Origin of the sequence: Ensifer sp. ZNC0028, assembly GCF_000799055.1 — a bacterium.
In the GTDB taxonomy this organism is placed as follows: Bacteria; Pseudomonadota; Alphaproteobacteria; order Rhizobiales; family Rhizobiaceae; genus Ensifer.
This window is the reverse complement of the sequence record NZ_JTLA01000137.1, coordinates 1-14392: the sequence shown is the minus strand read 5'-3', so window position 1 is coordinate 14392 and position 14392 is coordinate 1. Positions and strand designations below refer to the sequence as shown.

Annotated in this window: 14 protein-coding genes and 1 pseudogene; 5 read left to right on the top strand and 10 right to left on the bottom strand. The window is 61.6% G+C overall.

Annotation, left to right across the window (positions count from 1 at the left end):
- The first annotated feature begins 307 nt into the window (after positions 1–307).
- Positions 308–1489, top strand: coding sequence for a serine hydrolase (locus L981_RS29040; RefSeq protein WP_043624863.1), 1182 nt, complete (start codon positions 308–310; stop codon positions 1487–1489).
- A 51-nt stretch (positions 1490–1540) separates the two neighbouring features.
- Here the strand turns inward: L981_RS29040 and L981_RS29035 are convergent, their stop codons facing one another.
- Both L981_RS29035 and L981_RS29030 read right to left on the bottom strand, forming a co-directional pair.
- On the bottom strand, positions 1541–1810 hold the full coding sequence (locus L981_RS29035; RefSeq protein WP_043624859.1) for a hypothetical protein: 270 nt from the start codon (positions 1808–1810) through the stop codon (positions 1541–1543).
- A gap of 52 nt (positions 1811–1862) precedes the next feature.
- On the bottom strand, positions 1863–2372 hold the full coding sequence (locus L981_RS29030) for a peptide deformylase (RefSeq protein WP_043624854.1): 510 nt from the start codon (positions 2370–2372) through the stop codon (positions 1863–1865).
- Positions 2373–2694: 322 nt separating this feature from the next.
- On the opposite strand from L981_RS29030, the gene mgtE reads away from it, so the two are divergent.
- A complete protein-coding gene (gene mgtE, locus L981_RS29025) occupies positions 2695–4116 on the top strand; it encodes a magnesium transporter (protein ID WP_043624851.1) in 1422 nt (473 codons plus the stop codon).
- 44 nt (positions 4117–4160) lie between these two features.
- Positions 4161–4574: a MerR family DNA-binding transcriptional regulator gene (locus L981_RS29020; RefSeq protein ID WP_043624847.1), complete on the top strand. Its 414-nt coding sequence runs from the start codon at positions 4161–4163 to the stop codon at positions 4572–4574.
- Positions 4575–4650: 76 nt separating this feature from the next.
- On the opposite strand, the gene L981_RS29015 is transcribed toward L981_RS29020, so the two are convergent.
- From L981_RS29015 to L981_RS29005, 3 genes are all read right to left on the bottom strand, one after another.
- Positions 4651–5124 (bottom strand): isoprenylcysteine carboxylmethyltransferase family protein, encoded by a 474-nt coding sequence (locus L981_RS29015; protein WP_043624844.1) that lies wholly within the window; start codon positions 5122–5124, stop codon positions 4651–4653.
- A gap of 3 nt (positions 5125–5127) precedes the next feature.
- Positions 5128–6135, bottom strand: coding sequence for a heparan-alpha-glucosaminide N-acetyltransferase (locus L981_RS29010; RefSeq protein WP_043624841.1), 1008 nt, complete (start codon positions 6133–6135; stop codon positions 5128–5130).
- A gap of 130 nt (positions 6136–6265) precedes the next feature.
- The gene (locus tag L981_RS29005; protein ID WP_043624836.1) at positions 6266–6958 is read right to left on the bottom strand and encodes a DUF599 domain-containing protein; all 693 of its coding nucleotides are present in this window, start codon (positions 6956–6958) and stop codon (positions 6266–6268) included.
- A 737-nt stretch (positions 6959–7695) separates the two neighbouring features.
- Here L981_RS29005 and L981_RS29000 point away from each other — a divergent pair.
- On the top strand, positions 7696–9096 hold the full coding sequence (locus L981_RS29000) for an L-serine ammonia-lyase (RefSeq protein ID WP_043624866.1): 1401 nt from the start codon (positions 7696–7698) through the stop codon (positions 9094–9096).
- A 127-nt stretch (positions 9097–9223) separates the two neighbouring features.
- Positions 9224–9661 carry a DUF1489 family protein gene (locus L981_RS28995; RefSeq protein WP_043624832.1) on the top strand — a complete coding sequence of 146 codons (438 nt, stop codon included), beginning with the start codon at positions 9224–9226 and terminating at the stop codon, positions 9659–9661.
- Positions 9662–9841: 180 nt separating this feature from the next.
- Here L981_RS28995 and L981_RS28990 read toward each other — a convergent pair whose 3' ends face one another.
- The 5 genes and pseudogenes from L981_RS28990 to L981_RS28970 all read right to left on the bottom strand — a co-directional run.
- Positions 9842–10111 (bottom strand): hypothetical protein, encoded by a 270-nt coding sequence (locus tag L981_RS28990; protein ID WP_034795983.1) that lies wholly within the window; start codon positions 10109–10111, stop codon positions 9842–9844.
- A gap of 76 nt (positions 10112–10187) precedes the next feature.
- A complete protein-coding gene (locus L981_RS28985; RefSeq protein ID WP_043624828.1) occupies positions 10188–11720 on the bottom strand; it encodes a D-alanyl-D-alanine carboxypeptidase in 1533 nt (510 codons plus the stop codon).
- Positions 11721–11901: 181 nt separating this feature from the next.
- Positions 11902–12636, bottom strand: a complete 735-nt coding sequence (locus L981_RS28980; RefSeq protein ID WP_043624825.1) for a hypothetical protein — start codon at positions 12634–12636, stop codon at positions 11902–11904.
- A gap of 286 nt (positions 12637–12922) precedes the next feature.
- Entirely contained in the window at positions 12923–13531 is a 609-nt protein-coding gene (locus L981_RS28975; RefSeq protein WP_043624822.1) for a transglutaminase-like cysteine peptidase, read from the bottom strand.
- 695 nt (positions 13532–14226) lie between these two features.
- Positions 14227–14392: pseudogene (locus L981_RS28970) on the bottom strand (PilZ domain-containing protein); the annotation flags it as partial.

The following is a 14392-nucleotide window of genomic DNA, read 5'->3' as shown; positions in this document are numbered from 1 at the left end:
CTGTGGGGCAACCCGTGGAAGTTCGAGTCTTCTCGACCGCACCAAATACCCGGCTTCGGCCGGGTTTTTTGTTTCAAATCCATGTTTAGTTTCCCCGTTCTGGCGCGCCCTGGTCGCCAGCAGCGTGATGCCGTGCGGTATCCGAATCTCGTTCGTCTCGCGCTGAGTAGCCGACAGCTCTCTCTTTCCATGGCCGACAGAAAATGGCTTGGGTCGCCCTTTGGTGCTAGGATTTTCACGGCGCTTCGACGTGAAAGGTGGCACGCCCGCCACGCGTGTCGAAGCCTTGGCTATGCGGGAGGTTTCTTTGTCCGGCGATCTCAAGACTAGTGCCGATGCAATCCTCAATGCCGCGGTTCGTTCCGCCGATGGCGTGCCCGGTGTTGTCGCGATCGCAACGGATCGACAGGGCAATTTTTACGAGGGCGCGGCCGGAGCGCGCTCTTTGGCTGGCGCGACGGATATGACGGCCGACAGCGTCTTTGCGATCTTCTCGATGACGAAGGCGATCACGGCGACGGCCTGCCTGCAATTGGTCGAGGAGGGCAACCTTGATCTCGACGCTCCCGCCAGGCAGTACGCGCCCGAAATCGGCACGCTGCAGGTGATCGAGGGGTTTGATCCCGCGGGGAATCCGAAACTCCGCCCGCCCAAACGAGACATCACCACGCGCATGCTGCTCCTGCACACGGCGGGCTTTGGCTATGACTTTTTCAACGAGACCTACGCCCGGTTGGCACGTCAGCATGGGCAGCCGAGCGTGATCACCGCATCCCACGCATCCATCCGGACGCCTTTGCTCTTCGATCCCGGCGACGACTGGGAATATGGGAGCAGCCTGGACTGGGCCGGCCAAGTCGTTGAGGGCATCACCGGCAAGCGGCTTGGCGCCGTGATGGCGGAGCGCATCCTCGAACCGCTTGGCATGGAGGACACCGGCTTTGTCATGACTCCGTCCATGATCTCCCGTGTGGTCACGCTACATCAAAGGGACGATGCCGGACGTTTGTCGCCGCGGCCTGATTTCAGGCTCCCGCAAGACCCGGAGGTCCAGATGGGCGGACACGGTCTCTATTCGACGGCTGTCGACTACGCCAAATTTATCCGCATGTGGCTCAACGCCGGGATGTCTCCCGGCGGTCGGGTGCTGAAAGCCGAAACCGTCGAGATGGCGGAAAGGAACGGCCTTGGAGAAAAGAAGATCAAGAGGCTCCCGGGGGTGATCAAGAGCCTGTCGCACGACGCGGAATTTTTCCCCGGCATGCCGAAGTCCTGGGGGATAAGCTTCATGATCAACGATGAAGCAGCGCCGACCGGGCGGCCCGCCGGCGCATTGGCCTGGGCGGGGCTTGCAAACCTCTATTACTGGATAGACCGGAAAAACGGTCTCGGCGGCCTGTGGGCAACACAGATACTGCCCTTTGCCGATCCAGCTTCGTTCGGGAGCTATCTCGAATTCGAAACGGCGGTTTACGCGGCTCGAAATTGATAGCGGCGACGGGCGGCAGAGGTCGCTGCGCCCGTGCGCCGCTCATTCGTATCAGTTGTTGCCGGCAGGTCCGCTCTGGTCCATGCGGCGGCGGACGAGCTTGTAGGTGCGGTCGGGCTGGACTTCATAGGTCTCGTAGACCATTTGGCCCTCATACATGAACCGGTTCTGCACCATGGCGCCGGGTGAGGCTTGTGTCTTTCTGTTGGCAGCGTTTTCGCCATAGGTCAGGCTCTGGGGCAGGGGCTCGAGATTTTGCTGGGCACTGTTGCAGCCGGCAAGCACGAGGAGGCCGATGACGGCGAGATAGGTCGGTTTCATGGTTCGGTCCTTGGTGACTATGATTTGATGTTGCGGGCAGGGAACCGGTGCGCTAACCGCGCGCCTGCTCCCTGGTCAGCTTTTCGAACTTCTTGATGGCGCGATCGCGCTTGAGGCGCGACAGCCGTTGTGTCCAGAAGATGCCGTCGAGCTGGTCGATTTCGTGCTGCAGGCAGATGGCCATGAAGCCGTCGGCTTCCTCCTCGATCGTCTCGCCGCGCAGCGTCTGGTAGCGGACGCGAACGGTTTTTGGGCGCTCGACTTCCTCCAGGATGCCCGGCATCGATACGCTGCCTTCGGTGTGGGGTGCCTTCTCGTCGCTGTGCCAAATGATTTCCGGATTGACGAAGATCCTGGCGCCGCTGTCGCGATCGAGCTCGATCACCGTCACGCGCTCCAGGATGCCGATATGCGGCGCCGTGATGCCGACGCCGGGGGCGGCCCGCATCGTGTCGAGAAGGTCCGCGGCCAGCGCTTCGAGTGCCGGGTCGAACCGGGTGATCGTCTCCGCCTTCCGCGTCAGCAGCGGATTGGGAAAGCGGACAATGGGGCGAATGGCCATCAGATCTTCCTTGGCGACGCCAAATGCGTGTTGCGCTGCCGATATCTCGACTGAAGTGCTAGCCGATCGCGCGAGCGATGTCGACTGTGTCGAGATGCGACCGGTTTTTCATGTATTTGCAACAGCTTGAATAAATCTGTTGTTGCGGCGCTGCCGGTGGTATCTGTGCTGTGGACCTCGGCAGGGCTTTGCGCTAGCAGGCTGTAAGGCCCAAATTCCCGTCCGTGGCGGCGGGTGAGGTCCAGGCAACCGTCAGTGGACGCATTCTTTCCGGCTTGCGAGGTGGGCGGCCGGGAAGCAGCAAATCGTTTCGAGGGCGCGCATGAGCAATACTGGCGACGAAGACCGCGGCTCGGAAGACGTCAAGGCCTTTGATGGCTCGGACATTTATGCCGACGACGGTTCTATCCGCTCCGATTTTCTCATGCATGTCGGCGCGGCAATCGCCGATCGCGATACGATCTACCTGCGCCAGCATGTCGCCGGCCTGCACTCGTCGGAAATGGGCGACCTGCTCGAGGCCATCCAGCCCGATCAGCGCCTGGCACTGGTTTCGCTGCTCGGCAAGGAGTTCGACCTTTCGGCACTGACGGAGGTCGATGAGGCAATCCGTCTCGACATCGTCGAACACATGCCGAACGAACAGATCGCCGAGGCCATCGGCGAGATGGATTCGGACGACGCGGTCTACATTCTGGAAGACCTCGACCAGGAAGACCAGGACGAGATCCTGGCGAAGTTGCCGTTTACCGAGCGGGTTCGCCTCCGCCGCTCGCTGGATTATCCCGAAAGCACGGCCGGTCGGCGCATGCAGACCGAGTTCGTGGCGGTGCCGCCGTTCTGGACCGTCGGTCAGACGATCGACTACATGCGCGAAGACGAGGACCTGCCCGAGAGTTTCACGCAGATCTTCGTGATCGACCCGACCTTCAAGCTGCTCGGCGCGATGGACCTTGACCGTATCCTCAGAACGAAGCGGTCGGTTAAGGTCGATGCGATCATGCACGACACCAGCCATGCCATTCCGGCCGAGATGGACCAGGAAGAGGCGGCCCAGCTGTTCGAGCAATACGACCTTCTTTCGGCGGCCGTGGTCGACGACAACGGCCGGCTCGTCGGCGTGCTCACCATCGACGACGTCGTCGACGTCATTCAGGAAGAAGCCGAAGAAGACTTGCTGCGCCTGAGCGGCGTCGGCGACGAAGAACTTTCGGACTCCGTCGGGGAGGCATCGCGCTCGCGCGTGCCGTGGCTGTTCATCAATTCGATGACCGCCTGCATCTCCGCTTCGGTCATCGGCCTCTTCGACGCGACGATCCAGCAGATCGTGGCGCTCGCCATCCTGATGCCGATCGTTGCGGGCATGGGCGGCAATGCCGGATCGCAGACGATGACTGTCACGGTGCGCGCGCTCGCGACCCGGGGTCTCGACATTCACAACGCCCCGCGCATCATCCGGCGTGAAGCCGGCGTCGGGCTGCTCAACGGCATGATCTTCGGCACGCTGATCGGCCTTCTTGCCGGTCTCTGGTTTCAGGACCCGAACATCGGCGGCATCATCGCGACTGCGATGCTGATCAACATGATGGCTGCCGCCCTTGGCGGCATCCTCGTGCCGCTCTGCCTCGATCGCTTCGGCGCCGACCCGGCGGTCTCTTCCGCCGTCTTCGTGACGGCCATTACCGATATCACCGGCTTCTTCAGTTTTCTCGGCATCGCCACCTGGTGGTTCCACGTTACGTAACGCGGCGCGTTGTTTGACTTTTACGTCAAGGTCAACGATAGTGCATGTGCAGGAACACATGGAATGGCAGCGTGAATAAATACTATAGCATCACCGAATTGACGCGGGAATTCGGCATTTCCACCCGAACGCTGCGCTTCTATGAGGACGAGGGCCTCATCCATCCGGAGCGCCGTGGCCGCACGCGCCTGTTCCGGCCGGCTGACCGGCGGCTCATCCAGGAGATCCTGCGCGGACGGCGCATCGGCTTCACCATCGCCGAGATCCGTGAAATCATTCAGGTCTACAAGGACCCGCCTGGCGAACTCGGCCAGCTTCAGCTGCTGATGTCGCGCGTCGAGGAAAAGCGCGAAGAGCTGCGCCAGAAGCGCAAGGACATCGACGATACGCTGACAGAACTCGACAATGTCGAGGAGGCATGCCTGACGCGACTGGCCGAAATCGGCGTCGGCACCTGAAGGTTCGCTGGTTTATCTCTGGATATTTTGAAGGGTAGCGTTCGCGCTGCCCTTTTTGCTGCGCGTACTCCCGCGCTCAGATCCAGCGGCTGGTGTGTCGGCAGTAGCGCTCGAACTCGAAACCGAAGCGCGACAGCAGGTGTCGCTCCTCGTTGCGGATGGCAAGGAGCGTCGTCAGCATGACCGCTGTGATCGCCGTGATGAAGAACCAGGGATTGAGCGTCGCCAGACCAAAGCCGATCATCATCAAGGTGTAGCCGAGATAGATCGGGTTGCGGGTGAAGCGGAACGGCCCGTAGGTGACGAGGCAGGTTGCCGACCGAGAGGGAAGGACGGCGGTGTGGCGGTCGAGCAACGTCTTGACCGCCCAGAGATCGAGCCAGACGGCGACGACCATCAAGATGCCGCCGCTGATCCAGGGAAACCAGCCGTGGCCATGGGCGACGGGAATGGGAAAATGTCGCGCCAGGATGAGCGCCGCAAGAGTGGCGACCCCATAGAGCAGGGCCGGCCATGGGAAGTTCAGCGGCTTGGCACGATAGGCATTCATGTCCTAGTCCCCTGATTGCACGTTCATTGTGCATTGCTGTGCGATTCGCGCAATGCGTTCATCGGTGCTGACGTTGATCTCTCCCCTGTTCAGACTGTCGAACAGGTTCTGTTCCACCAGACGGTCGAGAGTGCAGCCGCAGAAGCTGTCGCACGGCACAGCCGGATTGCCCTGGTTGCAGGCCGCAACGCAATTGCTGCGATAGGCTTCCTTGGGATCCGGCAGTGTCGGCGGAGAGATCAGCGAGAAGAGATAGACCAGTCCGATGAGCACGGGCTGGTGAATGAGGTATATGGCCAGACTGTGACGGCTGCCGAAGACGAGGGCCGTCATCCACAGCCGCCCCTTGCGATCTGTGGAAGGCCGGCTTGCGAGCGCGGACACCAGCCGCGCGTGGAAGAGCTTGGCGGTACCTAGGCCGAGCAGGAACGGCCCGAGCCACGGCAACAGCGGCACGTAGTCGTTGGAGCGCGGCAGCGTTTCCGACAGGCCGACCCACCAGAGCCAGGGGGCATCGAAGATCGGCGATCTCAGATAGAACGGGGCTGCGATGGCGGCGGCGGCTGCAACGAAGGAAACGACGGCAGGAAGCCTGAGGAAGATCAGGCCGACCAGGCTTGCCGCGGCAATCGCATGCAGGATGCCGAAGAAGATGAACGTGTCCGGGAAGGCGAAATACGTGGCAATCGTGATCAGTGCTGCGGCGCCGGCAATCTTGGCGAAACGGCGCAGGAATGCATCGATGCGGATCGTCGGCCATTGCCCGAGCACGAGGCTGTAGCCGGCAAGAAACAGGAAGCTGCTGGCAATCAGCCGCGCAAAGATCTTCCAGCCGCCGGTGCCGGCGGTGCCTGCCGCGACATAGCCGAAGAATTCGAGGTCCCAGACGAAGTGATAGGTCGCCATGGCAAGCAGTGCCGCGCCGCGCGCGACATCGATGAAGGCGAGCCGCCTGCCTGTCGGTTTTGCGGGGGTCTCTGCTGCCGGTGCGGTCACATGGATATCGGACATGGGCATTCGCCATCCTGTTGGCGTGAGGAAGAGTGGCAGGCCTGGCTTGCGCCAGGCACGCGTCCTTGATTGCTGATGGAACGTTGTGGCTGCAAGTCGCCGCCGTTCGGCGCGCCGGGCGCGCGGATCGTCAGGGTGTTGCGTCCTGGAGGAGCGCCGACCGCGCTTCCGAGAAGAACTGTCTGCGGGTCAAGACGAAGATGACGAAGACGGTGAGCGCCACGAACACATAGGGACTGATGAACCAGCCGAGATAGCCGATCGACAGGAAGATCGCCCGGAGACCGGCGTTGAAATGCTTGGCGGCGAGCACGTTCATGCGGATCGCCCGCTCGGCTGCCTTTTCCGCCGCGTGTCGATCCCGCTGCATGTCGGCGGTCATCGGGATGCCGCCCATCAGGATCGAGCAATAGTTGAACAGCCGGTAGGACCAGCCGAACTTGAAGAAGGAGTAGCCGAACAGGCAGGTAAGGCCGCCGACCTTCAGTTCGAAGGCCGTGCGCCCGCCATGGAAGACATAGGGCATGTCGGCAAAGATCATCTGCGCCTGTTCGGTCGCGCCGAGCAGCGCGAAGCAGCCGCCAAGCGCGAAGATGGTGGTCGAGGCGAAGAAGGCGGTGCCGGCCTGCAGGCCCGCGATGATCTGCGTGTCGATCATCTTCAGGTCGCGGTTGAGAGAATTGCGGATCCAGCGGCCGCGATGCTCGTTCATGAGACGGGTGAGACTCACGCGCTTGAAGCCGCGGGTGCCATCGGTCGCCCAGCTGAAACCCGCCCAAAGCAGGATAAACACGACAAGTGCTATGTAATCTTCGAAGGTCATACACGTGTTTTTGGCATGGCTTTTGGAAATTGCAAGGTGGCCGGGGCGGCGCCTGAATCGGCGACGCGTCAACTACTGTGATGAAAATGCGGCGGAATTTCTCTTCGCCTCTGCCGGGGAATTGAGGGGTTTTCACCAGGATCGTGTGGAGGAGCGCCGAAGCGGGACACTTTTCCGCCACATTCCCCCATTGCGCATTTACGCTTTCTTCAATATGCATGGCCCCAGACGCGGGCGCCTACTGTGCTGCCCGCGGCCGTTGAGAGTTTTTCGGAGACATCATGGACAATACAATTCAGAAGTCTTGCTGGGGCGTGACTGCTCGCGCCGTAGCTGGTTTCGCTGGCGTTCTTGTTCTTGCTTATCTTTTCGGCGGCCTTTGATATCTAGTTTCTAGACAAGTCCACTGATTGACGGCGCGGCTTCCCAAGAGCCGCGCCGTTTTTGATTCCGGGTACGGCTCGCCGGAATATACGCGGGCGACGATGTCGCATGGATGCGATCGAATGTCGGTTGACCGCCTGAGCGCCGGCCATGGGATCGCTTAGGCTTCGTTCCTATATCTGCTGGTGAATGTCCTTAAATCGGCACCGATCTGAGGATAAAATCGTTCAGTGAATATGAGGATACGGCGCCGGTTCGCATGGACCATGAAGCGTGGTATCGAGGCAATCGTGAATGCGGCGGCGGGCGATCGTGCCCGTGCGTCGCGGGTCAGTCTCCGGGGCAGGCAGCTTATGTTTCTTTCCGTCTTCGACGTGTTCAAGATTGGTATCGGGCCTTCGAGCTCGCATACGATGGGGCCGATGTCGGCCGCCAATCGCTTTCTCGATCTCATCCTTTCCGATGATTGGCCGCGTCCGTCCCACGCCACCGTCGCCGCCATCAAGGTGAGCCTGCATGGTTCGCTCGCCCATACCGGCATCGGCCATGGAACGGGCAGGGCGGTGATCCTCGGCCTCGTCGGCGAACGCCCGGATCTCGTCGATCCGGACCGCATGGATGCCCTGATCGACGAAGTCGAACGCACGGGCCGCATTACGCCGCCGGGCCATCCGTCCTACGAGTTCCAGCCGAAGACCGATCTGATCTTCGACAAGAAGGTGCCGCTGCCCGGCCATGCCAACGGCATGTCGTTTTCCGCCTTCGACCGTGACGGCCGGCTGCTGTTGAAGCGGATCTATTATTCGATCGGCGGCGGCTTCGTCGTGACCGACACGGAACTGGAGGCCATGCGCGCCTCGAAGAACAAGGCGACGGGCGTCAAGGTGCCGTTTCCGTTCTCGTCGGCACAGCAAATGCTGGATATGTCTGCGCGCTCCGGCCTGACGATCGCGCAGATGAAGCGGGCGAACGAAGAGGCGACGATGTCGCCGGACGAACTGAACGCCGGGCTCGACCGCATCTGGGGCGCGATGAGCAACTGCATCGACAGGGGCTTGAGCCAGGACGGCATCATGCCCGGCGGCCTGAAGGTTCGCCGCCGCGCCCGCTCGATCCACGACAAGCTGCAGGAAGAGTGGCGTTCCAACAAGGCCAATCCGCTGCTCGCCAACGACTGGCTGAGCGTTTACGCGATGGCGGTCAACGAGGAGAACGCTGCCGGCGGCCGCGTCGTCACCTCGCCGACCAACGGTGCCGCTGGCGTGGTGCCGGCGACGATCCGCTATTACATGCATTTCCATGACGATGCCGACCAGGAAGGCATTCGCGACTATCTGCTGACGGCTGCCGCGATCGGCGGCATCATCAAGCATAATGCCTCGATTTCCGGCGCCGAGGTCGGCTGTCAGGGCGAGGTGGGCTCGGCGTCGGCGATGGCGGCGGCCGGCCTTGCCGCCGTTATGGGCGGGACGCCGGAGCAGATCGAAAATGCCGCCGAGATCGCGCTCGAGCATCACCTCGGCATGACCTGCGATCCCGTGGCGGGCCTCGTGCAGGTGCCCTGCATCGAGCGCAATGCGCTTGGCGCGGTGAAGGCGGTAACCGCCGCCTCCCTGGCGCTCAAGGGTGACGGCAAGCATTTCGTGCCGCTCGACGCCTGCATCGAGACGATGCGGCAGACGGGCGTCGACATGAACGAGAAGTACAAGGAGACCTCGACCGGCGGTCTAGCGGTCAACGTCGTCGAGTGTTGAGGCCTGCAAGCTTGCAGGGCTCGTGAAGCCCGAACGTCGGTGTATCGACCGGGCGTGTTGCGGTGATTGTGGATGAACGACGTCTGGCCGCTTGACCGCAACGGCCGGACGGGTGTTCAAAAAAGCCATGTCTCTACATCTCATAAAGCTCTGTGTCGGAGCGGAATCGATCGAGGATCTGCGCGAATGGGTTTCGCGCAAGGCGATGGCCGCCATGGCCGCTGGCCTGGAGCCGCACTCGTTCCACACGACGCGCATGGTGCCCAAGCGCGTAGAGGAGCTGCTGGAAGGCGGCTCGCTCTACTGGGTAATCAAGGGCAGCGTGCAGGCGCGCCAGTCGCTCATCGGCATCGAGACCTTTACGGACGGTGAAGGCATCGGCCGCTGTAATCTGCTGCTGGGTCCGGAAGTGGTCGAGACGGAACTGCAGCCGCGCCGTGCGTTCCAGGGTTGGCGTTACCTGACCGACAAGGACGCCCCGCGCGACCTGGCGTCGCTCTCGGGCGGCGGTTCCGAGATGCCGCTCGAATTGCGGCGCGAACTGGCGGAACTCGGACTTCTCTAGAATTCCTGTGCCGCGGGTATTTTGCTGAGCGCTTTGCGATCGTTCGGCAACCAGCGTGTTCCTTGAAAGCATCGCCCGCTTTCGCACTTTACCGTGCGCGAAACGACTCCACCGAGGCCGCACCATCATCCAGCCAGAAAGCAAAAAGGCGGCCGAAGCCGCCTTTCGAACTGTGGATGTTCAGGTGATCCGCATCTTCAGCGGATGGCGCCGGTTCGGCGCCGTCACGTGAAGGTGGATACCGGCGCGTGGCTGCGTCGAACGCCAGGCACGCGCCCCGTGCGTCAAGAGCATGCCGACGAGATCGCGTGTCTTGGCCTTCGATCGATTGAGGCCGAGATCGGCGATGCGCATGGCCGCCTCGTGCAGGGGGTGCAGATTGATGCGCGACGGTTTAGCCCGTCGCCCCGGCAGCGGGGTGACACCCGGAACGTTCTCGTTCATTGCCATGTTTAACCTCGTTACGCTGTACAAATCCGAGGAAGGCGGCCGAAAAACAAACACATCCGGCCGCCAAATTTCGTCGTTACTGCTGGCTGGCCCAGCAGGAGATGCCTTTCTTCTTCAAGGCCTTGCAGGCGTTGACTGCGGAATTCTGGTCGTCGAAGCCGCCGAAGCGGGCGCGGTATACCTGGCCGAAGGCAACGGTGAACGGCTGGGCGTTGCGAAGTGCCTTGCCGCCCTTGTCCTTGGCGTTGCCGAGCAGCGTCATGGCCTGGTCCTTGTCCGGCGTGGCACCGATCTGGATCACCCAGCCCTGCGGCTGCGCCGGCATCGGCTCGGCCTTTGCGACTTCGGCGGGCTCTGCCTTGGCGGCAGCGTCTGCCTTCTTCGGCACGGAATGGGTGATCTGCGTGTCGACCATGGCTGCGGTTGCAGGCTGGCGAAGCTTCAGGCTCTGTGCGTCGAGCGTGTTGGGAACGATCTTCGGGGAAAGGACAGGGTTGTCGGATGCGCGCTTGTTGCCGGCATAGGCCATCTGCACGCTGCTGGCGCTTTCACCATTGTAGCGGAAGTCCGGAACGGGACCGGTGTTGGGCAGGTCGTGGCCCGTGGCGACGGCCGCGACGACCGGCGTCTCGGCAACGGGCGCTGCGGCTGCAACCTGGGTCTCTTCTGCCGGAACCGGAGTCGGCTTCGTCTCGGCAATCAGGTTGCCGTTGCCGCGACGCGACGCGTCCGGCATGTACTTCGCGACCAGGCGGCGCATCTGCGCATCGCGGCTCGCGCCCGAGGTGCCGCCCATGACGACGGCGACGATGCTGCGACCGTCAATCTGGGCCGAGGTCACGAGATTGAAGCCGGAGGCGCGGGTGTAGCCGGTCTTGATGCCGTCGACGCCGCGCACATTGCCGAGCAGGCGGTTGTGGTTGCCGATGGTCTGCTTGCCGAAGCGGAAGCTGCGCGTGGAGAAGTAGTCGTAATACTGCGGGAAATGCTGGCGAAGCGCGAGACCGAGGCGGGCCTGGTCGCGAGCGGTCGTGCGCTGTTCCGGATTGGGCAGGCCGTTGGCGTTGCGGTAGGTCGTGCGCGTCATGCCGAGCGCGCGCGCCTTGTTCGTCATCATGCGGGCGAAGCGCTGCTCGGAGCCGCCGAGATACTCGCCAAGTGCCGTGGAGGCGTCGTTGGCCGACCGGGTGACGAGCGAAAGGATCGCCTGTTCGACGGTGATCGACTGGCCGGCGCGCACGCCGAGCTTCGACGGCGGTTCCGCGGACGCGTTCTTCGAGAAGGGAATCTGCGTGGACTTGCTGATCCGGCCGGCTTCGAGTGCCTCGAAGGTGAGGTAGAGCGTCATCATCTTGGTGAGAGACGCCGGATAGCGCAGTTCGTCGGCATCCTCGCCATAGAGGATCTTGCCGGTCTTGGCATCGACGACGATGCCCGAATATTTGGGATTGGCGTAGGTCGACGCTGCAAAGCCGGGCAACACAAAGGCGACCGAGGCAATGGTGCCTGCCAGGACGACCCGCTTTACCATCTTTGAAAGAGCGCCGAACGGGCGCTTCGCGAGATCAAAAAAACCGGTTTGGGACACTACGCTGCTCTTTATTCTCATGTCATGGGGTTGTCCGGACGCCGCCTCCGGGAACGACCGTTCTCGAGACAGTATCGGCATAGCGTTACCAATCGGTTTATGATGAATGATTGGTTTCCGGAATCGGACGCATTCGTACAAAGACAATTCCGGTGTAGCGCAATGGCGCGGCGACAGGCTCGACCACATCAGTTGGACGAAATCAGGGCACGATTCGGCTTTTGATGAAAGCCGTTATCGCGTCGTCGATCTCCTTCCACCGTGGCAGCAGTTTATTGGCGAAGCGGTAGAGCACGACGAGGTCCTTGCCGGCATGAATGTCGCGCTGGCAGTCGGCGCTCGTCGATATGGTTTGCGCGTCGGATTTCAGGCAGCGCACCACGTAGGGCGCCTGGTCTGTCCGCTCCGCAGTATAGAAGACTTCGCCCGCATAGCTGGAGGCAACTTTGGTCGCGTGCAACTGTAGTCCGTTCGGCCCGGGGGACGGAGCGCCGTCGAAGACTTGCGTGTAGATTGGCTCCAGCCGGCCCGACATGTCGCGGGACATGGTGCTTTGCGAAATCTGCAGGAAGATCAGATTTTCAGGTGCGTCGACGTCGTTGAAGAGGTCGCGGTTTTCGTCGCTGTAACCTTCGAGGCCCGGCCATGTCAGGTAGACGTCGACACGCCCGACGATCGAAGTGGCACGTTGCGCCTCGAAGCGGATCATATTCGCCGGCAGCCGCAGGTGATCCTGTCCGATGAAGATATCGTAGGTCTCGCGGCTCGCAGTGTGGCCGGCGAGAGCAAGGTTTTCGCCGAACCATCGTCCCGCGAAGGCGATTGCCGCCGTCAGTCCGGCAAGTATAACGACGATCGCCGTCACCCGATAGACGAAACGGGTGGATAGAAGTGGCCGGAGTTCCGGTTCGTCTATCCCGTTTGGAGAGTTGCTCATCGTGGCCGTCCCGTCGCGTTGGCCGCGCCCAAGTCGAGTGTCGACCCCTTGGCTCGTGGCAGGCCGAACTGTGGCGGAGGCCGCTTGCCCGACGCTGGTCGAAGACGGTTAACTTTCGATGAATGCCCAATGCCTGCAGTTACCCGGGGAGGTGAGGCTGCATAAAAAAAACGGCCGGTTCCGAGGGACACGGAACCGGCCGAGGCTCGGTCTGGACGGGGAAAGTGACTGACCGAGGCCCGTTGGGAGGCGTCCGCCGGGTGGCGGTCTGCCTGTGTTTCGGATCTTACTGTGTGCGAACGCTGCCGACGGCGACGGTGCGGCCGTCCTGAAGCTTGACCCAGCGGCCGGAATGTTCGGTCGATTGGCGCTTGAGGTAGGTGTATTCGGTATCCGACCACAGCAGAACCTTGTTGCGCATGTTGTCGAGGATGAAGTCACCGCGGTCGGTGCGAACGGTAAGGACGGCATGGCCGTCGCCATTCGGCTGCAGCACGACGGTGATCAAGAGGTCGGATGCGGAGAAGCCGCTTTCGATCAGCTTGCGGCGCTTCAGGAGGACGTAGTCTTCACAATCGCCGACGGTTTCCGGATAGGACCACTTCTCTTCGACGCCATGGATTTCCATGTCGGTCATCGGGGTGATCGCCTGGTTGACGTCGTAGTTGATCTCGAGAATTTTCTGCCAGCCTTCGCGGGTCAGCACCATCGGGCCGCGATCCTTGCCGTTGGAGGTGCACTCCGACGCATAGATCTTGCAGAACTCGTAGTGGCCGATCGGCGGGTTGGTGGAGCCGGTCACGACCATGTTGGCCGTAAGAGCCTGGGCCGTGCCGAAAAGGCCGCCGGTGAAAAGGACCGCAATCGCGATCAGCTTGGTGATTGTCTTGAGCATGATTGTCTCCCCGTTATGGTTCGACAATGGCACGGACGTTTTTATCGCTCGCGAACTTGCGAGCTAAAAACAAGTACAAATGAAAGTCGTATAAGAATAAAACAAGAATAGAATTTTATTTGTATTTGAATCGAATTTGAATCAAATTTTATCTATTTCAGCTTCCTTCGCAGATGGAGATGTAATTTGTTAAGTAATCAACCATCTGTATTTACTTGGTTTTATGAGGGGAAGGCCGTCGGGTTTTGCAAAAGTCGCGGTGCGGGCGCGGCGGGAAACGCGGATTTTCCGTGTCAGCCCACGGCTCTTCCGGAGACTTTTGACTTGAAATATGCGTTTTCGCTGGAATTCTGCCGGAAAAAATATTTGCAGACGGCGAATGCGTTTGCGTGTTGCGCGCACCTGTCTCGAAATGATCCAGGCGCAGGCGCGGCGTGTCGCTGCCTGCGAAAACCGCTCCGGTTGTCGCCGCTCATCCTGTGCGTTCGGGCTACGCGGCCGTAGGGCTAAGTGAGTGCGCTTCTGGCACGTTCGCTCGGGCGCGGTCGGGCGGAGCGCGTTGATGCAGGAGCGGGGGCGTTGCCGCACAAGAGAAGCACGAACACGGCTTCAGGTCGGGTGCATGGATGGCGGGACGGTCGGGCTGTGAGTCTTGCCGGATGCGGGGCGATCGGTCGCCGAACGGCGCAGGGCCGTTAGAGGAATTCGGTCAGCGCTTCACGGGACTGAATACCCGAGAACTCGATGGCGCAGCCTTCCTGGAAGTGGCGGACGATCCGGCCCTTCATGTTGCCGAGCAGAATGGCGGTGCCGATCGGCGGGCGGTTCTCGATGTCGACGGCGGCACCCGACAGCGAAAGG

Excerpts from the sequence above, each read along its gene's own strand:
- L981_RS29035 (WP_043624859.1), bottom strand. The coding sequence starts at position 1,810 with ATGAAACCGACCTATCTCGCCGTCATCGGCCTCCTCGTGCTTGCCGGC.
- L981_RS29030 (WP_043624854.1), bottom strand. The coding sequence starts at position 2,372 with ATGGCCATTCGCCCCATTGTCCGCTTTCCCAATCCGCTGCTGACGCGG.
- mgtE (WP_043624851.1), top strand. The coding sequence starts at position 2,695 with ATGAGCAATACTGGCGACGAAGACCGCGGCTCGGAAGACGTCAAGGCC.
- L981_RS29020 (WP_043624847.1), top strand. The coding sequence starts at position 4,161 with ATGTGCAGGAACACATGGAATGGCAGCGTGAATAAATACTATAGCATC.
- L981_RS29015 (WP_043624844.1), bottom strand. The coding sequence starts at position 5,124 with ATGAATGCCTATCGTGCCAAGCCGCTGAACTTCCCATGGCCGGCCCTG.
- L981_RS29010 (WP_043624841.1), bottom strand. The coding sequence starts at position 6,135 with ATGTCCGATATCCATGTGACCGCACCGGCAGCAGAGACCCCCGCAAAA.
- L981_RS29005 (WP_043624836.1), bottom strand. The coding sequence starts at position 6,958 with ATGACCTTCGAAGATTACATAGCACTTGTCGTGTTTATCCTGCTTTGG.
- L981_RS29000 (WP_043624866.1), top strand. The coding sequence starts at position 7,696 with ATGTTTCTTTCCGTCTTCGACGTGTTCAAGATTGGTATCGGGCCTTCG.
- L981_RS28995 (WP_043624832.1), top strand. The coding sequence starts at position 9,224 with ATGTCTCTACATCTCATAAAGCTCTGTGTCGGAGCGGAATCGATCGAG.
- L981_RS28990 (WP_034795983.1), bottom strand. The coding sequence starts at position 10,111 with ATGGCAATGAACGAGAACGTTCCGGGTGTCACCCCGCTGCCGGGGCGA.
- L981_RS28985 (WP_043624828.1), bottom strand. The coding sequence starts at position 11,720 with ATGAGAATAAAGAGCAGCGTAGTGTCCCAAACCGGTTTTTTTGATCTC.
- L981_RS28980 (WP_043624825.1), bottom strand. The coding sequence starts at position 12,636 with ATGAGCAACTCTCCAAACGGGATAGACGAACCGGAACTCCGGCCACTT.
- L981_RS28975 (WP_043624822.1), bottom strand. The coding sequence starts at position 13,531 with ATGCTCAAGACAATCACCAAGCTGATCGCGATTGCGGTCCTTTTCACC.